Raw genomic sequence first — 22179 nt, forward strand, 5'->3', positions numbered from 1 at the left:
CAATGCTCAGGTATCTGCCGTTCCTACTGGTGCTGGCGTTGTGGATCTATGCGTTCATCGACTGCGTCAACACTCCCGAGTCGCAGGTGCGCGGTCTGCCCAAGGTGGTCTGGGTCCTGATCATCCTGCTGTTCGGCGAGGTGCTGGTCGGCCCGATCGCATGGCTGGCGGCGGGCAAGCAGCGGCAGCCGGTGAACGGCGGCGGCAGCACCCCGTCGGAGTGGCACCGCGGCCACCGGACGAAGTTCGTCGCACCGGACGACAACCCCGAGTTCCTCGCGTCCCTCAAGAACGAGAACCGGAACGCGGACAAGGCGGCCAAGAAGGACGAGGCGCTGCTCAAGGACTGGGAGGCCGATCTGCGCCGCCGCGAGGAGGAGCTGCGCCGCAAGGAGGGCAGGCCGGGCGAGTCGAACGGCCCGGAGGACACCCCGCCGGCCACGGGCTGAGGCACCCTCCACGGCGTACGGTGAGTCCATGGACCGTACGCAGGACTGGGGGCAGGACCGCGACGAGTTCCGGCTGCACGGGGGCGTCGACGGGCACAGCGATCCGGCCGGGCACCCCGACCATGTGCAGGAGCAGGCCCGCGCCATGCTGGCGACGGCGGTCGCCGAGGCGCGTGCCGGGCTGGCCGAGGGCGGTATCCCGATCGGCGCCGCGCTCTACGCCCCGGACGGCGCCCTGCTGGGCCGCGGCCACAACCGCCGCGTCCAGGACGGCGACCCCACGCTGCACGCCGAGACCGCGGCCTTCCGCGCGGCCGGCCGCCGGCGCGGCTACCGCGGCACGACGATGGTCACCACCCTCTCCCCCTGCTGGTACTGCAGCGGCCTGGTCCGCCAGTTCGGCATCTCCCGGGTGGTCATCGGCGAGGCCCGCACCTTCCACGGCGGCCACGACTGGCTGGCCCGGCACGGCGTACGGATCGTGCTGCTCGACGACCCCGAGTGCGCGTCGCTGATGCGGGACTTCATCGGGGAGCGGCCGGAGCTGTGGCGGGAGGATATCGGGGACGAGTGAGGGGCGGGGAGGGTATGACGGGTGGTCCGGATGCCCCGGCCCCTCGGCCGTCGGCGCCTCTCCCCGTCTCCGGCCCCCACAATTCACTGGCCCCCACCCCCACCCCCCGGCCAAGATGGCCAGCCATGACCACCAGCACCAACGGTCCGGTGCGGGCCGCGCAGCACGCCGTTCGGACCGACGCTCAAGCCTCCGGTCGGACCGCCGTTCAGGCCCAGGTCCAGACGCCCGCCGAGACCGCCGTTCAGCCCTCCGTGGATGCCTCCGCGCACCGCGGCGAGCCCCACCGTCGCGTCCGTGCCCAGTACACCGGCACCACCGTGACCGTCTATCAGGCGTACTCCCCTGCGCTGGGGCTGCCGGCCGTGCGGGACGGGCGGTTTCCGGTGGCCTGGAAGCGGGAGCGGATGACGTGGATCAAGCCGTCGTTCCTGTGGATGATGTACCGCTGCGGGTGGGGGACCAAAGCGGATCAGGAGACGGTGCTCGCGGTGGAGATCTCGCGGGACGGGTTCGACTGGGCTCTGCGGAATGCCTGTCTGTCGCATTACGACGGTGGTGAGCATGCCGACCGGGCGGCCTGGCGGCGGGAGTTGAAGGCGGCGCCGGCGCGGGTGCAGTGGGATCCGGAGCGTGATCTGTGGTTGCGGGCGCTGCCGTACCGTTCGTTGCAGCTGGGGCTGGCGGGTGAGGCCTCGCGCCGGTACGCGGACGAGTGGACGGTGGGGATCAGGGATGTCACCCCGCTGGCCCGGGAGGTGCGGGCGCTGGTGGGTGCCGGGGAGGCCGCGGCGGCGGCCGCGCTGCTGCCGGAGGAGCGTCCCTACCCGGCACCCGGGGGAACTCCGGGCCTGGGCCGCGTGTCCTGACGTCGCTTCGCAAACGCGTAAATCCCGCCACCGCGCGGTCCGCCGCGCGCTGCTTCGTGTGGCGTACGGGACGTAGCGAGGTCCGGCCAACTGAGCGCCTTTCACAGCCATTTGGTGCAGCCTTCAGCAACCTCCCCCTGCCCGGGAATCCCCTCCGCCGCCACAGTCAAGTCGGCCCACGGAGGGCTCCCGCGACTCAGGGAGAGTGGCTCATATGCCTGACATGACCCGACGCAGACTCCTCGGCTCCGCGGCCGGCACGGTCGGCGGCGCCGCCGCGCTGTCGCTGCTGCCGCCCAGCGTTCAGAAGGCCGTCGCCGCCGGACCCGCACGTCACGGCTCACTGCGCGACGTGGAGCACGTCGTGCTGCTGATGCAGGAGAACCGCTCGTTCGACCACTACTTCGGCACCCTGCGCGGCGTCCGTGGCTTCGCCGATCCGGAGGCGCTGACGCTGCCGGACGGCCGGTCGGTCTTCCATCAGCCGGACGCGCAGAACCCGGACGGCTATCTGCTGCCGTTCCGCCTCAACACCCACACCTCCAGCGCGCAGGCCATCCCCTCCACCAGCCATGCCTGGTCGGTGCAGCACGAGGCGTGGAACGGCGGGAAGATGGACCGCTGGCTGCCGGCGCACCGGAAGGCGGACGGGGTCAACGGGCCGTATGTGATGGGCTATCACACGCGGGAGGACATCCCGTTCCAGTTCGCCCTGGCGGAGGCGTTCACGCTCTGCGACAACTACTTCTGCTCGGTGTTCGGTCCGACCTGGCCCAACCGGCTGTACTGGATGACCGGGACCCTCGACCCGGGCGGCACGCGGGGCGGGCCGGTGCTGAACAACACCGCGCCGCGGCCGTACCGCTGGACGACGTACGCGGAGCGGCTGGAGGCGGCGGGCATCAGCTGGAAGGTCTACCAGGAGGAGGACGACTACGGCTGCAATCTCCTGGAGCAGTTCCAGACGTTCCGGGACGCCAAGCCCGGGGAGCCGCTCTACGAGCGCGGGATGCGGGCGCAGCCGGCCGGCACCTTCGAGGACGACGCGCGCGCCGACCGGCTGCCGGCGGTGTCCTGGCTGATCCCCACCAGCCATCAGTCCGAGCATCCGGACTATCTGCCGGCGGCCGGGGCCGACTACGTCGCGAAGAAGATCGAGGCGATCGCGTCCAACCGGAAGGTGTGGGCGAAGACCGTCTTCATCCTCAATTACGACGAGAACGACGGGCTCTTCGATCATGTGCCGCCGCCGGTGCCGCCGCCGGGGACGAAGGACGAGTTCGTCCGGGGGCTGCCGATCGGCGGCGGGTTCCGGGTGCCGTGTCTGATCGTGTCGCCGTGGACGGTGGGCGGCTGGGCGGCCGGGGACCCGTTCGACCACACGTCGGTGCTGCAGTTCCTGGAGCGCTGGACGGGGGTCGCGGAGCCGAACATCAGTGACTGGCGGCGGTCCGCTTTCGGCGATCTGACCTCGGCGTTCGGCTTCCGGCACCGGGTGCGCCGGCCGCCGCGGCTGCCGGACGACACCGCGCAGCAGCTGGCCGAGGCGCAGTGGGAGGTGGCGCATCTGCCGAAGCCGACGCTGCCGGGCGGCGGGCAGCGTCCGCCGCGTCAGGAGCGCGGGCGGCGCCGGCGGCGCTGAGGCGGCAACGGCGGCGCCGGGAGACCGACGGCGGCGGGGACGCGGGCAGCGGCGCTCACCGTGGGCCGGGCGCGGCGCTCCGGAAACGGCGGTGCCGTACGGGCGGCCTCGGGGTGAGACGTTCCGTACGGCACCGGGGTGGCGGCTCGCGCCGCCGTGGGTCACGTGGGGCGACCGCCGTGGTCAGACTCCCGCGTAGGAGTGCAGGCCGGTCACGAAGATGTTCACGCCGTAGTAGTTGAACAGGTAGCAGGCGAAGGCGATCAGGCCGAGCCAGGCGGCCTTGCGGCCCTTCCAGCCGGCGGTGGCGCGGGCGTGCAGGTAGCCGGCGTAGGCGACCCAGGTGATGAAGGACCAGACCTCCTTGGGGTCCCAGCCCCAGTAGCGGCCCCAGGCGGCCTCGGCCCAGATGGCGCCCGCGATGATGGTGAACGTCCACAGCGGGAAGACGGTGGCGTTGACGCGGTAGGCGAACTTGTCCAGGGAGGCCGCGGAGGGCAGCCGCTCCAGTACGGAGGTGGCGAAGGCGCCGGGCTGCTTGGCCGTGGGGTCGGCGAGCTTGGCCTCGTGGTTGTCGCGGAAGAGGAACAGCAGCGTGGCGACGGCGCCGAGGTAGAGCACCGCGCCGGAGAGGATCGCGCAGCTGACGTGGATCCACAGCCAGTACGAGTGCAGCGCGGGGACCAGCTGGTCGCTGGCGGTGTAGAGCACCGAGACAGCCAGCCCGAGGTCGAGCAGGACGGTGGTGATCAGGGGGAGCCCGATCCAGCGGACGTTCTTCTTGAGCACGAGCAGCAGCAGGTAGACGCCCACCGCGACCGCGGCGAAGGTCGTGGAGAACTCGTACATGTTGCCCCAGGGGGCACGCTGCACGGACAGTGCGCGGGCGACGACGCCGCCCACGTGCAGCGCCCAGGCCAGGACGGTCAGCGAGATGGCGATCCGCCCGTAGAGGTCGCCCTTCTCGGTGCCGCCGGCGGCGCCCGGCCCGTCGGGGACGTCACGGCTGCCGGCGACGGACCGGGTGATGATCTTGGGGCGTTCCAGTACGGCGGTTCCGGCGGCGGCTCCTGACCGGGCGGCCGCCGTCGCGGGCGCCGCGGCCCGCTCGGTGAGGGCGGCGGCGGTGCGGCCGACCTTGCTGCGGCTGCCGAACACCCACTCGGCCATGTGCGCGACGAAGGCGAGCGTGTAGACCGCCATCGCCGAATAGACCAGCAGGTTGCTGTTGTGCGCCATTGTCTCGTTGGCTGCGGCAGCGAGGTTCACGCGCGCGCTCCTTCAGAGGGGTCAGCAGGTCCGTCAGAGTCAGTGGGCTCCGCGGGGTCTTCGGGGGCGGGGTCGGTGTCCGGCCCGGGGGTGGTGTCGCCGGCCGGGGCGAGCGGGGCGTCGGCCTCCAGCGCCAGGGCGAGAGCGGCGAGTTCGTCCGGCAGCCGGGCGGACTCGCTGCGGCCGAGTCCGGCCATTTCGACGACGGTGTGCCCGTCGGCGTCCGCCTCGGCGCGGACCCAGACCCGGCGCCGCTGGATGAACAGCGAGCCGGCCAGGCCGATCAGGGCGGCGGCGGCGCCGGTCAGCGCGAGGCCGTTGCCGGGCTGGTGGCTGATCTTGAAGCTGGCCCAGCTCTTGATGCCGGTGAACTTGATGCTGCCGTCGCCGTTGGGCAGCTTCATCGTCTCGCCGGGCAGCATCATCTTGGCGACCGGGGCGCCCTTGTCCTTGTATTGCTTGAGGCGCTTCTTGTCGAGCTGGTAGACGTTCTGCGGCAGTCCGGAGCCGACGCCCAGGTCACCGTGGTAGGCGGTGAGCGTCAGTACGGGGTAGTCCAGCGCCGGGAACTGGGAGAACATCGAGCCGGAGCCCTTGCCGCCGAAGGTCGGCACGAAGAAGCCCTGGAAGCCGAGCTGGTTGGGCTTGCCGTCCTTGGTCCGCGCGCCCGGCACCTTCACGACGCCGGTCGAGGTGAAGTTCTTGGGGTCCTGCGGGAGGAAGGGGACCGCGCCCTCGTAGACGACCTTGCCGCGGCCGTCCTTGACGGTGACCTCCGGCGAGTAGCCGTGCGAGAGCAGGTAGACCTTGGAGCCGGCGATGTCGAGGGGGGTGTTCACCTCGATCGCGGTCTTGTGCTCCTTGCCGTCCGCGCCGGAGAAGTACCTGATGTGGGCGCGGAAGATCCGCGGGGTGCCCTTCTGCGGGCCGGTCCGCTCGTAGGTCGCCTCGAACTTGTCGAGGGTGAAGCCGAAGGGCTCCAGGGTGTCGGTGTCGAAGAAGGCACCGGACTTGAAGTCGTCGTACTGGGTGAGGCTGTTGGCGAAGCCGTCGCCCTCGGTGATCAGCTTGCCGCCCTCGGACTTCCACAGGCTGCCGACGGCGAACGCCACCAGCATCACGATCAGCGCGAGGTGGAAGACGAGGTTGCCGACCTCCCGGAGATAGCCCTTCTCGGCGGCGACGGCCGAGCCGTTGAGGTGGGCGCGGAACCGCCGCTTCCTCAGCAGCCGCTGCGCCGCGCCGAGGACCTCGTCGGGCGCCGCTTCGGTGCGCCAGGTGGTGTACGCGGGCAGCCGGGTCAGCCGGCGCGGGGCGGCCGGCGGGCGGCCGCGGAGCTGTCCGACGAACTGCCAGCTGCGCGGCACGATGCAGCCGATCAGCGAGATGAACAGCAGCAGGTAGATCGCCGAGAACCACACCGAGCTGTAGACGTGGAACATCCCGAGCTTGTCGTAGATGCCGGCGAGGGTGCCGTGCTCGGCCTTGAACTGGTCGACCTTGACGGGGTCGATGCTGGTCTGCGGGATCAGCGAGCCGGGGATCGCGCCGATCGACAGCAGGAAGAGCAGCAGCAGCGCGATCCGCATCGAGGTCAGCTGCCGCCAGAACCAGCGCGCCCAGCCCAGGGGGCCGAGCGAGGGGAGGGTGACGTCCTCCGTGGGCGCGGTCGACAGCTGGGACCCGGCGGCGCCGAGCTCGCTGCCCGCGTCGGCCTCGGGGCGCGGGTCGCGGGGGGTGCCGGTCTTGGTGGACATCAATCAGATCCCAACGGTGGAGCTTTGCGTCCAGGCCTGCACCTCGGACATCAGACTGTCCCAGACGCCGGTGACGAGGAGGATGCCGAGCGCGATCATCATGCCGCCGCCGAGCCGCATGACCCACACGTAGTGCCGCTTGACCCAGCCGAAGGCGCCGAGCACCCGGCGGAAGGCCAGCGCGACCGCGATGAACGGCAGGCCCAGGCCCAGGCAGTACGCCACGGTGAGCAGGGCGCCGCGGAGGGCGCTGGCATCGTAGAACGTGAGGGTGCTGACGGCGGCGAAGGTGGGGCTCAGGCACGGGGTCCAGCCGACGCCGAAGAGCACTCCGAGGACCGGCGCGCCGGCCAGGCCCATGGCGGGCTTCTTGTGGAAGCGGAATTCGCGCTGTCCGAAGCCCTTGAGGACGCCGGCGAAGGCCAGCCCGAGGAGGATCATCAGCACGCCGAGGACGCGCGAGATGACGTCCCGGTACTCCTGGAGGTCCCGGCCGACGAATCCGAAGAGCGCGCCGCCGGAGACGAAGACCGCGGTGAAGCCGAGGACGAAGAGGCCGGCGCCGGCCAGCATCCGGCCGCGCCGGGCCTCGCCGAGGTCGGTGCCGGTGACGCCGGTGACGTACGACATGTAGCCGGGCACCAGCGGCAGGACGCAGGGCGAGAAGAACGAGACGAGTCCGGCGAGGACCGCGATGGGGGCGGCGGCGAGCAGGGTGCCGGTGAGGACGGTCTGGTTCTGCGCGGCGGCGGCGAGCACGGTCACGTGATCACTTCTCGGCGATCAGCGGGTCGACCATTTTGCGCAGTTCGTCCTCCGCGAGCGGGCCGATCGAGCGCGCGGCGATCTTGCCCTGCCGGTCGATGGCGATCGTGGAGGGGATGGACTGCGGGTTGAGGCTGCCCTTGGGGAAGCGCAGCATCAGCCGGCCGGTCGGGTCGAACAGGCTCGGGTAGGGCACCTTGTGCTCTTCCTCGAAGCTGGTGGCCTGCGACTTCCGGGTGTCGCGGGTATTGATCCCGACGAACTGGACGCCCTTGCCCTTGGTCTCGTTCGCGACCTTGGCGAAATTCGGCGCCTCGGCGATGCAGGGGCCGCACCATGATCCCCAGACGTTGAGGATGACGACCTTGCCCTTGTAGTCGGCGACGTCGAGCTTCTTGCCGGTGGTGGTCTCACCGGAGAGCTCGGGGGCCGGCTGCCGCTGGTCCTTCTTGACGGTGTCGACGCCGTTCTTGCCCTGGACGAAGCGGGTCTGGGCGGAGCCGCCGGAGGCGCCGTCGCCGCAGGCGCTCAGCGTCAGCGCGACGGCCGCGGTCCCCGCGGCGAGCAGGGCGACGCGACGGCGGCTGGTGAGGCGGCGTGGGGCGCGGCAGACACTCATGTGAAAAGTTTCGCATGGGCGAATTCCGGATCTTCCACACCCCCCTCGCCCGCCGGGTCCCCCCGTGCGGGGGCTTGTCAGGCCGCGGTCAGGTACGCCTTCCAGCCCCCGGCCGGCCGCTGCCCGACGGGGATGCGCTGGAGCTTGTGGACCACCTCCGGGTCCTGTGCGTCGATCCAGTCGGTGAACTGCCGGAACGACACCAGACGCACGTCCCGGGTCTGCTCATTGGCAATGTGCTTGATCGCCTCCTCGACGGCGTCCATATAGATGCCGCCGTTCCACTGCTCGAAGTGATTTCCGACGAAGAAGGGCGCGCGGTTGGTCTCGTAGGCCCGGCGGAATCCGGAGATATAGGCGTCGGTGGCCTGCTGCCGCCAGCCCGGGTAGTTGACCGGCGGGGCCTTCGTCGAGTGCTTCGACTGATTGGCGAGCATGTTGTAGTCCATCGAGAGGACCTCGAATGAGTGACCCGGGAACGGAATCTGCTGGAGCGGGAAGTCCCAGATACCCATTTTCTTCTTCGGCCACATCTGCACCCCGCCGGGCGAACTGGCGTCATAGCGCCAGCCGAGTTCTTTGGCGGTGGGCAGCAGATTCCGCTGCCCGAGGAGGCAGGGGGTGCGGCTGCCGACGAGTTCCTGCCGGTAGTCGAAGGGCAGCGGCTCCATATCGGTGAATCCGGTGTGGGTGCGCCACTTGGTGACGAAGTCCATCACCTGCTCGATCTCGGACTGCCATTCCTGCGGGCTCCAGTGCCGGACGGCGCCGGAGCCGGAGCAGAAGTGCCCGTTGAAGTGGGTGCCGATCTCGTGGCCGTCCAGCCAGGCCTCCCGCACGTACCGGAGCGTCTCCTTGATGTGGTCGTCGCTGAGGTAGCCGATGTCGGAGGCGCCCTGCGGGTTGTTCGGCGGCTCGTAGAGGTGCTTTTGGGATTCGGGGAGGAGGTAGAGCCCGGAGAGGAAGAAGGTCATGGCCGCGCCGTGGTCCCGGGCGAGCTGGAGAAAGCGGGGGAAGAGGCCGTTGCCGACCTCTCCCGCGCCGTCCCAGGAGAAGACCACGAATTGTGGCGGGGGCTGACCGGGCTCCAGCCGTTCGGGGGATTTCGGCTGATGCGGCTGGGTACCGGAATGCGCTGTCGAACCGTCACCGATGAGCTGGGGGCGGGCCTGTACGGATTTATTGACGCGCTGCTTGTTGGCGCCCGTGTCCGAGTCCGACGAGGAGCAGCCGGCGACGACCGGCGCCGCCGCCGCACCGACTCCCATACTCAGCAGGTTTCGCCGACTGATCGCGCGCATACCCTCGTCCCCTCGTGCTCGCCGAACTCGATATCCATATAAACGGACAACCGAGTGGAGGGCATGTTGAGCGTCAGGGGTTACCGGGTTATTCGCTCAGGTATTTCATTCCGCGGGTTTTTGACGTTGCGCCATGTGATGCAGCGTCAGGCACCGAAGGCCTTGGCCTTTCCCTTGACGGGTTTGGCGCCGGCCAGGAGATGGGAGGGAACCAGGTCGCGCGCCGGTTCGCTGTACCCCACCGAAACGATCTTGTCGCCGTGGAAGGTGAACGACGTCAGCGAGGCCAGCGTGCACTGCCGCCGCCGCGGGTCGTGCCACAGCCGCCGCCGCTCCGCGAAGCTGCGCACGATCCAGATCGGCAGCTGATGGCTGACCGCCACCGCCTCGTGCCCCCGCGCGGCATCGCGCGCCGCGCCCAGCGCCGCCATCATCCGCACGACCTGCTCGATGTACGGCTCGCCCCACGACGGCCGGAACGGGTTCGTCAGGTACTTCCAGTTCCCCGGCTTCTTCAGCGCACCGTCGCCGACCCCGAAGGTCTTCCCCTCGAAGACGTTCGCCGCCTCGATCAGCCGGTCGTCGGTGGCCAGGTCCAGCCCGTGCGCACCGGCGACCGGCGCCGCGGTCTCCTGCGCCCGCTCCAGCGGCGAGGCGACGACATGTGTGATGTCCCGCCCCGCGAGATGCTCCGCCACCCGGTCGGCCATCTTCCGGCCGAGGTCGGACAGGTGGTAGCCGGGGCGGCGCCCGTAGAGCACGCCGTCGGGGTTGTGCACCTCGCCGTGCCGCATCAGATGCACGACGGTGATGTCTTCGCTGCTCATGTCACCCATTCATTCACTCGTCTCAGGCGGTCGCCGCGGCCGCGGCGCGCGCGGCGGCCGGCAGCGCGGCGGCGATCCGCTCGACGGCCGCCGTGTCGTGCGCGGTCGAGACGAACCACGACTCGAAAGCGGACGGCGGGAGGTAGACGCCCTGCGACAGCATCGAGTGGAAGAAGGCGGTGAAGCGGAACGACTCCTGCGCCTTGGCCTTCTCGTAGTCGGTCACCTCGGCGTCCGTGAAGAAGACCGAGAACATGTTCCCCGCGGCCTGGAGGCGGTGCGCCACGCCCTCCTTCGCCAGCGCGGCGGTGACCAGGCCCCGCAGCTCCGCCGAGACCGCGTCGACCTTCTCGTACGCGGCGTCGTCCAGCAGCCGCAGCTGTGCGACACCGGCGGCGGTGGCGATCGGGTTCCCGGACAGGGTGCCCGCCTGGTAGACGGGGCCGGCCGGGGCGAGGTGGGCCATGACGTCCGCGCGGCCGCCGAAGGCCGCCGCCGGGAAGCCGCCGCCCATCACCTTTCCGAAGGTCATCAGATCGGGACGCACCCCGTCGATCCCGTACCAGCCGGACCTGCTGACGCGGAAGCCCGTCATCACCTCGTCGGAGATGTAGAGCGCGCCGTCCGCGGAGCAGAGGTCCTTCAGGCCCTGGTTGAAGCCCGGCAGCGGCGGCACCACGCCCATGTTGCCCGGCGACGCCTCGGTGATCACACAGGCGATCTCGCCCGGGTGCGCGGCGAACGCGGCGCGCACCGCGGCCAGGTCGTTGTACGGCAGCACGATCGTGTCGCCGGCCTGCGCGCCGGTGACGCCCGGCGTGTCGGGCAGCCCGAAGGTCGCCACGCCCGAACCGGCCGCGGCCAGCAGCGCGTCCACGTGCCCGTGGTAGCAGCCGGCGAACTTGATCACCTTCGGCCGGCCGGTGAACCCACGGGCCAGCCGGATCGCCGACATGGTCGCCTCGGTGCCGCTGGAGACCAGGCGCACCTGCTCGACCGGCTCGATCCGGGCCACGATCTCCTCGGCCAGCTCCACCTCGCCCGCACCGGGCGTACCGAAGGACGTACCGCACGCGACGGCCTCCTGGACCGCGGCGATCACCTCGGGGTGCGAGTGGCCGAGAATCATCGGTCCCCACGAGCACACGAGGTCGACGTACTCACGGCCGTCGGCGTCGGTGAGGTACGGACCGGTACCGGACACCATGAACCGGGGCGTACCGCCCACGGCGCGGAACGCCCGCACCGGAGAGTTGACGCCGCCCGGCGTCACAGCGGACGCACGGTCGAACAGCGACTGCGAAACAGGGGCTTCATAGGGAAAAGACACGGGATCCTGACCTGCACAAACGGAGGGAGGGCGGCGGCACGTGGACACGGCCCGGCGGACATCGGTACGGGAATCCCCTCGCGGTACGCCTGTGGACGCCGCTCGGTTCATTCTCGATCCTTTTTTGATTCCTCTCGCTTTCGACCGGGCGTCAGCCCCCACTCGTCTGCGAAACTGTGGAGACGTACGAGTAAGTCACGCAAGCAATGGTCTCAGAGGCGCACGGGGGCGTGCGGCCGGGCGTTTCACACGCCGGTGACGGGGGAGGTCTCTGAGACGATGATCGGGTTGCGCGGCTGGGGCTGCGAGTGGTCGGGTGGAGATATGCATCGCGGTGGCGAACTGGGCGAGGGAACCAATGACCGGGGTCCCGAGCGCGCCCAGCGCGGCCGTCACCGGCGCGAGGAATCCACCGGCGACAGGACCACGCGCGAGGAAACCACGGGCGACAAGACCACGGGCGGGGAAATCAGAGGCGGCCGCATGGGGGTGACGTACAGGTACTTCGGTGCGCCCAATGGTGCGACCGCCGCCCGGGTCCCGGTCTCCATGCGCCCCGAGGAGCTCGGCGGTGACGAGCTCGGCATGGGCGGCATGTTCAGCAAGATCAAGCCGGAGACGATGGCCGCCATGGTCCTCACCGGTATAGAGGGCATACCGCTCCATAAGGTTCCGCCCCTCGAACTCGTCGTCCTGCACCCCGACTACGCCGTCGTGAAGCTCCCGATGACCGTGGTCGACCCGCTGCGCGGGGTCGGTGAGGAGTCGGTCGGCGCGGCCGCCTTCATCTGGTCCACGGTCCCCGACCGCGGCGGCCCGCAGGACGCCTTCACCGTCTACCAGCTGCTGCACGAGTGGCAGGACTTCAGCCACCGGCTGCACGAGGCGGGGCACCAGGCGTACTGCCTGGTCTGGCCGTAACGGTTCAGCGCGGGCGCGGCGGCCTGCGCAGGCGGCGGGCCGCGCCGGTCACCACGTGGGGCGGGCCGAGACCCCGCCGTCCACGACCAGATCCTGCCCGGTGATCCAGGACGCCATCGGCGAGGCGAGGAAGACACAGGCGTCGCCCACGTCCTCCGGTGTGCCCAACCGCCCGGTGGGCGCCGCCGCTTGCCAGCGGCGCACCCCGTCCGGCCAGTCCTCGGCCAGACCGGGCCGGCCGATCAGGCCGGGCGAGACGCTGTTGACGCGGATGCCGTCCGGGCCGTATTCGAGCGCCGCCGCGCGGGCGTGCATGACCACCGCCGCCTTGGACGCGCAGTAGTGGGCGTGCAGTGGCGCCGGACGGTCCGCCTCGATCGAGGCGATATGGGTCACCGAACCGCCGCCGGCCGCCCGCATCACGGCCGCCGCGGCCTGGGTGCAGGCGAAGACGCTGTGCACGTTCGGGTCGGTCACCGACCGCCAGTCGGTGAGCGTCATCTCCGCCAGCTCCTGGGTGGGCTGCACGCCCGCGTTGTTCACCAGGGCGGTGAGCCGTCCGCGCCAGCCGGCCGCGTCGGCCACCAGCCGGTGGCACGCGTCCTCGACGGCCAGGTCGGCCTGCAGGGCCAGCGCCCGCCCGCCGTCCGCCTCGATCCTCGCGACCAGCTCCTTCGCCGCGTCGGCGCCCGTGCGGTAGTGCGCCACGACGGCGGCGCCCGCGGCGGCGAACCGCAGCGCGATACCGCGGCCGAGGACGCCGGCCGCGCCGGTGACGAGGGCGACCTGACCCTGTAGGTCGGGGAGACCGGGGTGGCGGGTGGCATCGGACGTGGTGTCGGTCATGGCCTGCTCAGCGCGGTGATCCGCGCTGCCTCCCTGGGGAAGCGCGCGGCCAGTGCGGCGGCGTCCCCGTGCTCGTAGTCCGCGAAGGTGAAACCGGGCGCCATCGTGCAGCCGAAGAGCGACCAGGAGCCGCCGTCGGCCACTTCGGCGGCCATCCAGGTGCCGGCCGGCACCGTGAACTGGACGTGCTGCCCGCCCAGGACGTCCGGCCCGAGGACGGCCGTACGGGACGCGCCCCCGGCGCTGTCCTCCTGGAGGAGGTACAGGGTGAGCGGGTCGCCCCCGTAGAAGTGCCAGATCTCGTCGGACGGGAGCCGGTGCAGGGCGGAGAAGTCGCCCGGCTCGGCGGTCAGCAGCATCACGATCGCCGTCCCCTCGGGCCGCCCGTCGGGGCGCTCGGGACCGGTCCAGGTAGAGCGGTACCGCCCGCCCTCGCGGGGCAGCGGCGCCAGCCCGTAGAAGTCGATCAGCGCCTGGGGAAGGCGGTCGCGCGAGGTGCGGTGCTCATCCATCTGCGCGCTGCCTCCGCCTCGCTCGTGCCTGTCCGTTGTCCGGTCGGCGATGTCCGGTTGCCTCACCCTAGGCGCGAAGTCCGCGTGGCGCGCGCGTAATCGGGCCATCTCCGGAGGCCGGGCCGACGCCCCGTCAGCTCTTCGTGTCAGCTGCCGTCCAGTACGGGTCGCGGCCCGTCTCCGCCAGCAGCGTCTCCAGCTCGGAGGCGCCGGGCGGGACGGGGAACGGGTCGGCGAAGACGTTCATCGTGCGGGCCGTCGGGCCCATCCGGGCGGCCAGCTCCCGCAGCTCGGCCACACAGCCGGCGGCCGGTGCGTACGGCCGGCCGGTCGCCCGTGCCACGTCCCATGCGTGCACGGTCAGATCCAGCAGCACCATCGCGCCGACGGTCCGGGCCGGCAGCTGCATCCCGCCGGTCATCCCGTCCTCCGCGCCCGGCGCCGCCCATGCCTCGACCAGCCGCGCGGTCTCGTCCGTGAACCGGTCGGGCCACGCCGCCCCGTACTCACCGAGCCGGTCCGGGGTGTGGCTGAAATCCACGTCCTTCTTGGCGGCCAGCGCCTGGAAGGCGACGACCACCTGGAAGAGGTGGTTGAGCAGCGCCCGGAGGTCGTACTCGGCGCAGGGCGTCGGCCACCCCAGCTGGTCGTCGCGCACCGCGCGGAGTACCGGGAGCGCCGCCCCGGCCGCCGCGTCGAGCAGCGCACTGATCGGCGGGGATGGTTCGGCCGGGTGGGGCGCCTGGGATGGCTGTTCCGTTCGCGCCGTGTGAGAAAAGGTACCGGCGGGCGTTTCGCCCGGAAAGTCTTGTCTGTCGCTCATATCGAGGACGCTACGGGCCGCCGCCCGTGGTGGATTGAAAAAACGCGACAGGGCCACGCTCACGGCGGCCGGTCCGTCCTAGGATCGCGCCATGGCCGCTCCACGGCGCGACACCCGGGGCATCGTGGACGCCCCCGGGCTCCTCGCGCGGGTGCGCTTCCGCCGCCGCACCCCCGCCGCACCGCTACGCCCGTTTGCCGAGCACTACTGGTTGATCGACTGGGACCTGTCCGAGCCGTACGCCACCCATGTCGTCCCGCACCCGTGCGTGAACCTGGTCTTCCAGCGGTACGCCGACCGCCCCGGTTTCGGCGAGGTCGCGGGCGTCGGGCTGGAGCTGTTCGAGCAGAAGCTGGCGGGGCGGGGGCGGGTGTGCGGGGTGCAGTTCCGGCCCGGTGGGTTCCGCCCGTTCACGCCGGAGCGGCCGGCCACGGACTGGACCGGCCGCCGACTGCCGCTGGCCGCCGCCTTCGGGCCCGCCGAATCCGCGGCCGCCGTACTGGAGCCGGACGGGGAGGACGCCCGGGTGGCCGCGCTCGACGCCTTCCTGACCCCGCGGCTGCGGGCCGATGCGCGGATTCTCGCCCAGGCCGAGCTGGCCATGGGGCTGGCCGACCGCATCCGCACGGACCGTTCGATCCGCCGGGTCGCGGACTTCGCGCGGGCCGAGGGCCTGTCCGTACGGGCCCTGCAGCGGCTGTTCGCCGGCTATGTCGGGGTGAGCCCCAAGTGGGTGCTGCTGCGCTACCGGGTGCACGAGGCCCTGGAGCGCGCGGCCTCCGGTGCGGAGATGGACTGGGCCGCGCTCGCCGCCGAGCTGGGCTACAGCGACCAGGCGCATCTGGTCCGCGATGTCACCGCCACCGTGGGGGTCCCGCCGACCGCGTACGGGCGGTGAGCCGCCGCGGCGCCGCCCGGGTGGCCGGGCGGCGCGGGTGCCTCAGGGGTGTTCGGCCGTCAGATAGCGCTGGACGGTGGGCGCCAGCCAGGCGACGAGCTCGTCGTGGCCGAGTCCGACGGCCGGCGGGATGTGCAGTACGTAGCGGCACAGCGCCATGCCGAGTATCTGGGAGGCGATCAGCGCGGCGCGGGTCGGCGCCTCCTCGGGCACCGGGCAGACCGCGGTGACGACCGGCTTGATCTGCTCGGCGAACACGCCGCGCATCCGCTCCGCGCCCGCCTCGTTGGTGACGCCGACGCGCATCATCGCGGTCAGCGTCTCGTCGGTCTCCCAGCGCTCCAGGAAGTGGCGTACGAGCCGGGCGCCGGCCTCCTCGCGCGGGTGGTGGGTGAGGTCCGGGGCGTGCACCTCGATCTCGGAGGCGGCGGCGAAGAGGCCTGCCTTGTTGCCGTAGTAGCGCATCACCATCGACGGGTCGATCTCCGCGTCCCTGGCGATGGCGCGGATGGTGGCGCGCTCGTAGCCGTCCGCGGCGAAGCGGTCCCGGGCGGCGGCGAGGATCGCGGCGCGGGTCGCGGCGGAGCGGCGGGGGCGGGCGGGGTCGGCGGCTTCGCCGGGCGCGGGGTCCTGGCCGGCACCGGCCGCGGCATCCAGGGAGGGGGCGTGTTCGGCCATGCCCACAACAGTAGGCCAACGCTTGTTGACACGCCAGGCCCGGCCGCCCTACGCTTGCCAACAAGCGTTGACCAACATGCGTTGACCTGCTGTTGTGGGCACAGTCACTGGAGGCGGAAACCATGGATGCCATGAACCGCAAGACCGGCCGGAGCGACGGCGTCGGGGCCGACCGGACCCGCGCGGCGCGTGACACGGACGTCATCGTCGTGGGCGCCGGCCCGACCGGCCTGCTGCTCGCCGGAGACCTCGCCGAGGCGGGGCTGGGCGTCACGCTCCTGGAGCGCCGCCCCGCCCAGATCAGCAACCTCACCCGCGCGCTGGTGGTGCACTCCCGCACCCTGGAGCAGCTCGACGCCCGCGGCCTCGCCGACGAACTGGTCGCCGGCGGCCATCCGCTCACCGGCCTCCGCCTCTTCGGCCGCGCCACCATCGACCCGACCCGGCTGCGCACGCGCTTCCCCTTCGTCCTGGTCACGCCCCAGTACGAGGTCGAACGGCTGCTGGAGCGCCGGGCCCGCCGCGCCGGTGTCACCTTCCGGCACGACTCCGAGGTGCTCGGCCTCGACCAGGACGCCGACGGTGTGACGGTGCGCTTCCGGACCGCCGGGGGCCCCGGCACCGTCCGTGCCGCCTACGCCGTCGGCACCGACGGCGTCCGCAGCACCATCCGGGAGGCCGTCGGCCTGCCCTTCCCCGGCAAGTCCGTGATCCGCTCGCTGGTGCTCGCCGATGTCCGGCTGGCCGAGGAACCCGACTCCCCGCTCACCCTCAATGCCCACGGCGACGCGTTCGCGCTGATCGCCCCGTTCGGCGGCGGCTGGTACCGCGTCATCGGCTGGAACCGCCACCGCCAGGCCGACGACGACGCGCCCGCCGACCTCGACGAGATCCGTGAGCTGACCCGGCTCGCCCTCGGCAGCGACTACGGCATGCACGACGCCCGCTGGGTCTCCCGCTTCCACAGCGACGAACGCCAGGCCCCCGCCTACCGCGTCGGCCGGGTCTTCCTCGCCGGCGACGCCGCGCATGTGCACTCCCCCGCCGGTGCCCTGGGCATGAACACCGGCCTCCAGGACGCCGCCAACCTCAGCTGGAAGCTGGCCGCGGTGCTCCGGGGCGACGCACCGGACGGCCTGCTGGACAGCTATCAGACCGAGCGGCACCCGGTGGGCAAGCAGGCGCTGCGCAGCAGCGGCGCGCTCATCCGGATCGCCCTGCTGGGCACCGCCCCCGGCCGGGCCGTCCGCTCCCTCGCCGCCCGGCTCGTCGACCAACTGCCGCCGCTCTCCCGCCGGGCGATCCGCACGATCTCCGGCCTCGGCATCGCCTATCCGGCCGGGCCCGGCGCGCATCCCCTCGCGGGCCACCGCGCCCCCGACCTCCGCCTGGCCGGCGGCGGCCGCCTCTATGAACTCCTCCGCCAGGGCCGGTTCGTCCTCATCACCCCCGCCGACGAGCCCGGCATCCCACGGTCCCCGGCGCACGACGGGGACTCCACCCATGGCATCAACGACCGTGTGGTGACCGCCTCCTGGCGAAGCCCCCGCCGTACGGCCCTGCTCGTCCGCCCCGACGGCTATATCGCCTGGGCCACCGACGCCAGCGCCCCCGCCGCCCGCGCCGCGGGGCTAAGGAGCGCGCTCGACCGGTGGACCGGCGCCGAGGACGCCGGCTCCATAGCCACCGGCCTCACCGCTCCAGCACATGCCGGAGATATGCCCGCGGGTCGCTGAGGTAGCGCCGCCAGTGGTCGACGAGGCCCAGCTCCGCCCACTCGACCCGCCGCAGCCCGTGCTCGCCGACCTCGACGATCTCGGCGCCGGGCAGCGCCGTCAGCAGCGGGGAGTGGGTGGCACAGATGATCTGCGCGCCGCCGCGCCCCAACTCGTCCATCAGCCCGACCAGTTCCAGACAGGAGGAGAAGGACAGTGCCGCCTCCGGCTCGTCCATCACATACAGACCGCGCTGGGCGAACCGCTCCCGGAAGGCCATCAGAAAGCCCTCCCCGTGGCTCATGTCGTCCGGGGAGCGTGACAGCTTCAGCGCGCCCCGTTCCCGGTTCAGCGCCTCCATCGCGGTCTCGGCCCGCAGGAAGAACCCCCGCCGGCGGACCCGCGGCCCGCGCACCATCCGGCGTCCCTCGTGCGTCGGATCGAACCGCATCATCCTGCCGAGCAGCGACGCCTCCCGCGAGCTGGCGTACTTGTATCCGGCCGAACCACCGTAGGAATCCAGCCCGAAGGCCTCCGCCAGCGCCTCGGCCAGGGTCGACTTCCCCGAACCGTTCTCCCCCACCAGGAACGTGACCGGCGCGCGGAAGCCCAGCCCCTCTTCGGCCAGCTGGCGCACACACGGCACCGTCCAGGGCCAGCCGTCCTCGGCCGTCCCCGCCCCCTCCGGAACGTCCACGTAAGCCCGTTCGATCAGCATGCCCCGAAGCTCTCACACGCCACTGACAGCGGCCGGGGTCGGCGACGTCCCCGGCAACCGGCCCCCGGGGGGGAGCCCGCCGCTCCGTACGCTGTGCCCATGCTGACCGCCCGCTCCGCCGTCCTCTTCGCCGTCGCCGCGCTCTTCGAGATCGGCGGGGCCTGGCTGGTCTGGCAGGGCGTCCGCGAGCACAAGGGCTGGGCCTGGATCGGCGCCGGAGTGCTCGCGCTCGGGGTGTACGGCTTCGTGGCCACGCTCCAGCCGGACGCCGCGTTCGGCCGGATCCTCGCCGCGTACGGCGGTGTGTTCGTTGCCGGATCGCTGGCCTGGGGCATGGTCGCCGACGGCTACCGCCCCGACCGCTGGGACGTGATCGGCGCACTGGTCTGCCTGGCCGGTATGGCAGTGATCATGTATGCGCCCAGAGGGCGTTGACCCGCCTGCATATCCTGGCGGCGGACCGTCCTCCCCGACTCGTCGGAGCCGGGGCCCATCGCCCGAGGAGAGTGCATGACCGCCGAGGCCCGTACCGCCGTCGTGACCGGAGCGAGCAGCGGCATCGGCGCCGCCACCGCGCGAGCGCTGGCCGCGGCCGGCTACCACGTGGTGCTCACCGCCCGCCGCAAGGACCGCATCGAGGCGCTCGCCGCCGAGCTGCCGAACGCCGAGGCCTACGCCCTCGATGTCACCGACCGCGCCGCCGTCGACGCCTTCGCGGCCCACCTCGGCCGCTACCCGTCCGTCGACGTCCTGGTCAACAACGCCGGCGGCGCCCTCGGGGCGGAGCCGGTCGCCACCGGCGACCCCGCCGACTGGCGGACCATGTACGAGGTCAATGTGCTGGGCGTGCTCCATGTGACCCAGGCGCTGCTGCCCGCGCTCACCGCGTCCGGCGACGGCACCGTCGTCGTGCTCTCCTCCACCGCCGGGCACGGCACCTACGAGGGCGGCGGTGGCTATGTCGCCGCCAAGCACGGCGCGCATGTCATCGCCGAAACCCTCCGCCTGGAGCTGTGCGGCGAGCCCGTGCGCGTCATCGAGGTCGCCCCGGGCATGGTCAAGACCGACGAGTTCGCCACCACCCGCTTCCGCGGCGACACCGCCAAGGCCGCCAAGGTCTACGAGGGCGTCGACCAGCCGCTCACCGCGGACGACGTCGCCGACACCATCACCTGGGCGATCACCCGCCCCTCCCACGTCAACATCGACCTCCTGGTGGTCCGCCCCCGCGCCCAGGCCTCCAACTCCAAGGTCCACCGCCGCAGTTGAGCCAACGGGCGGGGCATCGATCCCTGCCGGGCCGGCCATCCCCGGATACGGGGCCTGGGGACGCGCCCGCCGGGTGTCCGGGCCTCATGTCCCGAACACCCGGTCCGGTCCCGCCCGGTCCGGCCCGGTCCCCTCCGGCCCTGCCGGTCCCCTCCGGCCCTGCCTGGAGCCGCTGAGCGGGATACGGGCCGCGAGCTGCGCGACCACCAGCGCCACGAGGACCTCGCCCGCGGTCGCGATGACCCACAGCCGGCTCCCGACCGGCCCCGCGTTCTGCAGCACGTCGTCGTAGGCCGAGAAGGTGCCGACCGCCACCGAGAGGAACGCGAACGAGATCGCGAACACCTGGAAGGGGCCGAGCGTCCGCTTCAGCTCCTGCTGACAGCCGCCGAGTTCGACGGAACGGTCGCCGCTCGGTGTGCCCGCCGTAGCGTCCGCCACCTCGGCCACTTCACTTTCCCTCGCCCCCTGCCGGGTCCGTGCAGCACGACAGGCCTTGACCACTGCCCCAATTTCATTGGTTGTGCCGGTTTCTTGCGCCTGCGGCGTCGGCGGGGTGAGGACGCAGTCACCGCCGTCAGCACCCGGCCCCCAGCCTCCCGGCCACTCCGCCCCCCACTCGGCCATTCGGCCGCGGCCGGCTCGCGCAGGGTGCCGGACCGCGGTGTCGTGGACACGGATGCGTGCCGACGGCCCGCGCGGTCCGCGCAGAGGCGGCATCGGGCGCTCAGCCGTGGAAGGACGAGGCATGCTCATATCCCGGCCCATGGCGGGCCGTAGGCGTGGTGCCGCGGTCGTCACCGCCGTACTGACCTGTTCGGCGGTGCTGACCGGACCGGGCCTCGCGACGGCCGGCGGCCCGCCGTCCCCCTCGGCGGCCGCCCCGCGGCTGGCCTGGAGCCCCTGTGTCCGGGGCAGTGCCTTCGACTGCGCGACCGCGAGGGTGCCGCTGGACCACCGCGACCCCGGCGGCCGCACCCTCGAACTGGCCGTCATCAAGCGGAAGGCGACCGGCCCCGGGCGGCGCATCGGCACCCTGTTCTTCAACCCCGGCGGCCCCGGCGGGCCCGGCACCGTTCAGATGCCGCAGAACTACCCGTTCTTCCCGCGCGAGGTGCGCGAGCGGTTCGACATCGTCAGCTGGGACCCCCGCGGCATCGGCAGCAGCACGGCGGTGAACTGCTTCGGGAGCGCCGAGGAAGCCGGCGCCTGGGCGGGCGGCAAACCCGCCGGCTTCCCGGTGGGCGCACGGGAGCGGGCCGCCTGGATCGCCTCGTACAAGGACCTGGGCCGCCGCTGTCAGCAGCGCGACCCCCGGCTCCTGCGCCATGTGTCGACCGCCGACACCGCCCGCGACCTCGACCTGCTCCGGCAGGCGGTCGGCGAACCGCGGCTCAGCTACCTCGGGATCTCCTACGGCACGTTCCTGGGCGCCACCTACGCCAACCTCTTCCCCGGCCGGGTCCGCGCCATGGTCCTCGACAGCAACGTCGACCCGCAGGCCTGGACGAACCACGGCTCCCCCGCCGACCCCCGGCTCACGACCTTCCTGCGGATGGGCACGGACCGCGGCGCGGCCGCCACCCTGGACCAGTTCCTCACCCGGTGCGGCGCCACCACCGCCCGCTGCGCCTTCTCCGCCGGGAGCCCGAAGGCGACCCGGGACAGGTTCGACGAGCTGATGCGGCGGCTGCGGGCGCACCCCGTGGGCGCATGGACCTACGGCCGTACGGTCGCCGACGTGGTGAACGGCCTCTACAACGTCGCCCCCGGCTGGACACAGCTCGCCGGCCGCCTCCAGGCCCTGTGGCGGGGCCGCGCCCCGAAGCCGGCCCCGCTCCCGCCCGCGCCGCCGGTGCCCTTCCCGAATCCGTACCTGGGCGACGAGCAGGCCGCCGCGGTGTTCTGCAGTGACAGCCCCAATCCGCACACCCCCGGGGCCTACCACGCGCTGGAGGAGTTCAGCGCCCGGCGGGCGGGCGACGTGGGGCGCTTCTGGACCTGGGCCTCGGAGCCGTGCGCCACCTGGCCGGCGGTCGCCGCCAACCCCTACCGGGGCCCGTGGAACGCCCCGACGGCACACCCCGTCCTGGTGGTCGGCACCACCTACGACCCCGCCACTCCCTACGCGGGCGCCCGGGCCATGGCCGGGGAGCTGGCCCACGCCCGCCTGCTCACCCACCACGGCTACGGGCACACCGCGCTGTCCAACCCCAGCAGCTGCGTCCAGGCCCACGAGAGCCGCTACTTGATCAGCGGCACCCTCCCGCCGCCCGGAACGGACTGCCGGCAGGACACACCCCCGTTCTCCACCCCCACACCGAGCGGCGGCATGGACACCGGCGGCGGAGCGATGGCCGGCCGCGTGCGGTGAGCCGGCCCCGCCTCCTGAGCCGG

The 22179-nt window shown here is 72.1% G+C and carries 23 protein-coding genes; 10 read left to right on the plus strand and 13 right to left on the minus strand.

What is annotated here, in order from left to right:
- Nucleotides 1-2 precede the first annotated feature (2 nt).
- The 4 genes from ACFW5B_RS07135 to ACFW5B_RS07150 all read left to right on the plus strand — a co-directional run bounded on the left by ACFW5B_RS07135 (nt 3) and on the right by ACFW5B_RS07150 (nt 3534).
- Nucleotides 3-449 carry a PLD nuclease N-terminal domain-containing protein gene (locus tag ACFW5B_RS07135; RefSeq protein WP_386434442.1) on the plus strand — a complete coding sequence of 149 codons (447 nt, stop codon included), beginning with the start codon at nt 3-5 and terminating at the stop codon, nt 447-449.
- Between the two features lie 28 nt (nt 450-477).
- Nucleotides 478-1023: a nucleoside deaminase gene (locus tag ACFW5B_RS07140; protein ID WP_386434445.1), complete on the plus strand. Its 546-nt coding sequence runs from the start codon at nt 478-480 to the stop codon at nt 1021-1023.
- Between the two features lie 254 nt (nt 1024-1277).
- On the plus strand, nt 1278-1892 hold the full coding sequence (locus tag ACFW5B_RS07145) for a DUF4291 domain-containing protein (RefSeq protein ID WP_386434593.1): 615 nt from the start codon (nt 1278-1280) through the stop codon (nt 1890-1892).
- 214 nt (nt 1893-2106) lie between these two features.
- Nucleotides 2107-3534 (plus strand): alkaline phosphatase family protein, encoded by a 1428-nt coding sequence (locus ACFW5B_RS07150; RefSeq protein ID WP_386434448.1) that lies wholly within the window; start codon nt 2107-2109, stop codon nt 3532-3534.
- Between the two features lie 183 nt (nt 3535-3717).
- Here ACFW5B_RS07150 and ccsB read toward each other — a convergent pair whose 3' ends face one another.
- From ccsB to hemL, 7 genes are all read right to left on the minus strand, one after another.
- On the minus strand, nt 3718-4803 hold the full coding sequence (ccsB, locus tag ACFW5B_RS07155) for a c-type cytochrome biogenesis protein CcsB (RefSeq protein WP_386434451.1): 1086 nt from the start codon (nt 4801-4803) through the stop codon (nt 3718-3720).
- A complete protein-coding gene (locus ACFW5B_RS07160) occupies nt 4800-6560 on the minus strand; it encodes a cytochrome c biogenesis protein ResB (RefSeq protein WP_386434454.1) in 1761 nt (586 codons plus the stop codon). The genes ccsB and ACFW5B_RS07160 overlap by 4 nt, the downstream gene beginning before the upstream one ends.
- A 3-nt stretch (nt 6561-6563) precedes the next feature.
- Nucleotides 6564-7325 (minus strand): cytochrome c biogenesis CcdA family protein, encoded by a 762-nt coding sequence (locus ACFW5B_RS07165; protein WP_386434457.1) that lies wholly within the window; start codon nt 7323-7325, stop codon nt 6564-6566.
- Between the two features lie 4 nt (nt 7326-7329).
- The gene (locus ACFW5B_RS07170) at nt 7330-7944 is read right to left on the minus strand and encodes a TlpA family protein disulfide reductase (RefSeq protein WP_386434460.1); all 615 of its coding nucleotides are present in this window, start codon (nt 7942-7944) and stop codon (nt 7330-7332) included.
- A gap of 77 nt (nt 7945-8021) precedes the next feature.
- Nucleotides 8022-9245 (minus strand): hypothetical protein, encoded by a 1224-nt coding sequence (locus ACFW5B_RS07175; RefSeq protein ID WP_386434462.1) that lies wholly within the window; start codon nt 9243-9245, stop codon nt 8022-8024.
- Nucleotides 9246-9391: 146 nt separating this feature from the next.
- Nucleotides 9392-10072, minus strand: a complete 681-nt coding sequence (locus ACFW5B_RS07180) for a histidine phosphatase family protein (RefSeq protein ID WP_386434465.1) — start codon at nt 10070-10072, stop codon at nt 9392-9394.
- 22 nt (nt 10073-10094) lie between these two features.
- Nucleotides 10095-11402: a glutamate-1-semialdehyde 2,1-aminomutase gene (hemL, locus tag ACFW5B_RS07185; RefSeq protein WP_386434467.1), complete on the minus strand. Its 1308-nt coding sequence runs from the start codon at nt 11400-11402 to the stop codon at nt 10095-10097.
- Between the two features lie 324 nt (nt 11403-11726).
- Here hemL and ACFW5B_RS07190 point away from each other — a divergent pair, with 324 nt between their 5' ends.
- Nucleotides 11727-12323: a hypothetical protein gene (locus tag ACFW5B_RS07190; protein WP_386434596.1), complete on the plus strand. Its 597-nt coding sequence runs from the start codon at nt 11727-11729 to the stop codon at nt 12321-12323.
- A gap of 48 nt (nt 12324-12371) precedes the next feature.
- Here the strand turns inward: ACFW5B_RS07190 and ACFW5B_RS07195 are convergent, their stop codons facing one another.
- The 3 genes from ACFW5B_RS07195 to ACFW5B_RS07205 form a co-directional block, all read right to left on the minus strand.
- Nucleotides 12372-13169 (minus strand): SDR family NAD(P)-dependent oxidoreductase, encoded by a 798-nt coding sequence (locus tag ACFW5B_RS07195; protein ID WP_386434470.1) that lies wholly within the window; start codon nt 13167-13169, stop codon nt 12372-12374.
- The gene (locus tag ACFW5B_RS07200) at nt 13166-13681 is read right to left on the minus strand and encodes a cupin domain-containing protein (RefSeq protein WP_386434473.1); all 516 of its coding nucleotides are present in this window, start codon (nt 13679-13681) and stop codon (nt 13166-13168) included. Before ACFW5B_RS07200 ends, ACFW5B_RS07195 begins: the two co-directional genes overlap by 4 nt.
- A 133-nt stretch (nt 13682-13814) precedes the next feature.
- Nucleotides 13815-14504 carry a TIGR03086 family metal-binding protein gene (locus ACFW5B_RS07205; RefSeq protein WP_386434476.1) on the minus strand — a complete coding sequence of 230 codons (690 nt, stop codon included), beginning with the start codon at nt 14502-14504 and terminating at the stop codon, nt 13815-13817.
- Nucleotides 14505-14595: 91 nt separating this feature from the next.
- On the opposite strand from ACFW5B_RS07205, the gene ACFW5B_RS07210 reads away from it, so the two are divergent.
- Complete coding sequence (locus ACFW5B_RS07210) at nt 14596-15402, plus strand: DUF6597 domain-containing transcriptional factor (RefSeq protein ID WP_386434479.1); 807 nt, start codon at nt 14596-14598, stop codon at nt 15400-15402.
- A 42-nt stretch (nt 15403-15444) separates the two neighbouring features.
- Here the strand turns inward: ACFW5B_RS07210 and ACFW5B_RS07215 are convergent, their stop codons facing one another.
- A complete protein-coding gene (locus ACFW5B_RS07215; RefSeq protein WP_386434482.1) occupies nt 15445-16080 on the minus strand; it encodes a TetR family transcriptional regulator in 636 nt (211 codons plus the stop codon).
- A 122-nt stretch (nt 16081-16202) separates the two neighbouring features.
- Between ACFW5B_RS07215 and ACFW5B_RS07220 the strand changes: the two genes are divergently transcribed.
- The gene (locus ACFW5B_RS07220; RefSeq protein ID WP_386434485.1) at nt 16203-17816 is read left to right on the plus strand and encodes an FAD-dependent monooxygenase; all 1614 of its coding nucleotides are present in this window, start codon (nt 16203-16205) and stop codon (nt 17814-17816) included.
- On the opposite strand, the gene ACFW5B_RS07225 is transcribed toward ACFW5B_RS07220, so the two are convergent.
- Entirely contained in the window at nt 17773-18513 is a 741-nt protein-coding gene (locus tag ACFW5B_RS07225) for an AAA family ATPase (RefSeq protein WP_386434488.1), read from the minus strand. The two genes, ACFW5B_RS07220 and ACFW5B_RS07225, sit on opposite strands and share 44 nt — an antisense overlap.
- 99 nt (nt 18514-18612) lie before the next feature.
- On the opposite strand from ACFW5B_RS07225, the gene ACFW5B_RS07230 reads away from it, so the two are divergent.
- A complete protein-coding gene (locus tag ACFW5B_RS07230) occupies nt 18613-18948 on the plus strand; it encodes a YnfA family protein (protein ID WP_386434491.1) in 336 nt (111 codons plus the stop codon).
- 75 nt (nt 18949-19023) lie between these two features.
- Nucleotides 19024-19782 (plus strand): SDR family oxidoreductase, encoded by a 759-nt coding sequence (locus ACFW5B_RS07235; protein WP_386434494.1) that lies wholly within the window; start codon nt 19024-19026, stop codon nt 19780-19782.
- An 84-nt stretch (nt 19783-19866) separates the two neighbouring features.
- Here the strand turns inward: ACFW5B_RS07235 and ACFW5B_RS07240 are convergent, their stop codons facing one another.
- Nucleotides 19867-20223: a hypothetical protein gene (locus ACFW5B_RS07240; RefSeq protein WP_386434496.1), complete on the minus strand. Its 357-nt coding sequence runs from the start codon at nt 20221-20223 to the stop codon at nt 19867-19869.
- Nucleotides 20224-20530: 307 nt separating this feature from the next.
- Between ACFW5B_RS07240 and ACFW5B_RS07245 the strand changes: the two genes are divergently transcribed.
- A complete protein-coding gene (locus tag ACFW5B_RS07245; RefSeq protein ID WP_386434499.1) occupies nt 20531-22156 on the plus strand; it encodes an alpha/beta hydrolase in 1626 nt (541 codons plus the stop codon).
- Nucleotides 22157-22179 lie beyond the last annotated feature (23 nt).

It is taken from the genome of Streptomyces sp. NPDC058773, from assembly GCF_042746015.1.
Classification (GTDB): Bacteria; Actinomycetota; Actinomycetes; order Streptomycetales; family Streptomycetaceae; genus Streptomyces.

What these genes read in the sequence shown, in the direction of transcription:
- ACFW5B_RS07135 (WP_386434442.1), top strand. Translation starts at nt 3, where the DNA reads ATGCTCAGGTATCTGCCGTTCCTACTGGTGCTGGCGTTGTGGATCTAT.
- ACFW5B_RS07140 (WP_386434445.1), top strand. Translation starts at nt 478, where the DNA reads ATGGACCGTACGCAGGACTGGGGGCAGGACCGCGACGAGTTCCGGCTG.
- ACFW5B_RS07150 (WP_386434448.1), top strand. Translation starts at nt 2,107, where the DNA reads ATGCCTGACATGACCCGACGCAGACTCCTCGGCTCCGCGGCCGGCACG.
- ACFW5B_RS07160 (WP_386434454.1), bottom strand. Translation starts at nt 6,560, where the DNA reads ATGTCCACCAAGACCGGCACCCCCCGCGACCCGCGCCCCGAGGCCGAC.
- ACFW5B_RS07170 (WP_386434460.1), bottom strand. Translation starts at nt 7,944, where the DNA reads ATGAGTGTCTGCCGCGCCCCACGCCGCCTCACCAGCCGCCGTCGCGTC.
- ACFW5B_RS07175 (WP_386434462.1), bottom strand. Translation starts at nt 9,245, where the DNA reads ATGCGCGCGATCAGTCGGCGAAACCTGCTGAGTATGGGAGTCGGTGCG.
- ACFW5B_RS07180 (WP_386434465.1), bottom strand. Translation starts at nt 10,072, where the DNA reads ATGAGCAGCGAAGACATCACCGTCGTGCATCTGATGCGGCACGGCGAG.
- ACFW5B_RS07190 (WP_386434596.1), top strand. Translation starts at nt 11,727, where the DNA reads ATGCATCGCGGTGGCGAACTGGGCGAGGGAACCAATGACCGGGGTCCC.
- ACFW5B_RS07195 (WP_386434470.1), bottom strand. Translation starts at nt 13,169, where the DNA reads ATGACCGACACCACGTCCGATGCCACCCGCCACCCCGGTCTCCCCGAC.
- ACFW5B_RS07200 (WP_386434473.1), bottom strand. Translation starts at nt 13,681, where the DNA reads ATGGATGAGCACCGCACCTCGCGCGACCGCCTTCCCCAGGCGCTGATC.
- ACFW5B_RS07205 (WP_386434476.1), bottom strand. Translation starts at nt 14,504, where the DNA reads ATGAGCGACAGACAAGACTTTCCGGGCGAAACGCCCGCCGGTACCTTT.
- ACFW5B_RS07210 (WP_386434479.1), top strand. Translation starts at nt 14,596, where the DNA reads ATGGCCGCTCCACGGCGCGACACCCGGGGCATCGTGGACGCCCCCGGG.
- ACFW5B_RS07215 (WP_386434482.1), bottom strand. Translation starts at nt 16,080, where the DNA reads ATGGCCGAACACGCCCCCTCCCTGGATGCCGCGGCCGGTGCCGGCCAG.
- ACFW5B_RS07220 (WP_386434485.1), top strand. Translation starts at nt 16,203, where the DNA reads ATGGATGCCATGAACCGCAAGACCGGCCGGAGCGACGGCGTCGGGGCC.
- ACFW5B_RS07225 (WP_386434488.1), bottom strand. Translation starts at nt 18,513, where the DNA reads ATGCTGATCGAACGGGCTTACGTGGACGTTCCGGAGGGGGCGGGGACG.
- ACFW5B_RS07230 (WP_386434491.1), top strand. Translation starts at nt 18,613, where the DNA reads ATGCTGACCGCCCGCTCCGCCGTCCTCTTCGCCGTCGCCGCGCTCTTC.
- ACFW5B_RS07235 (WP_386434494.1), top strand. Translation starts at nt 19,024, where the DNA reads ATGACCGCCGAGGCCCGTACCGCCGTCGTGACCGGAGCGAGCAGCGGC.
- ACFW5B_RS07245 (WP_386434499.1), top strand. Translation starts at nt 20,531, where the DNA reads ATGCTCATATCCCGGCCCATGGCGGGCCGTAGGCGTGGTGCCGCGGTC.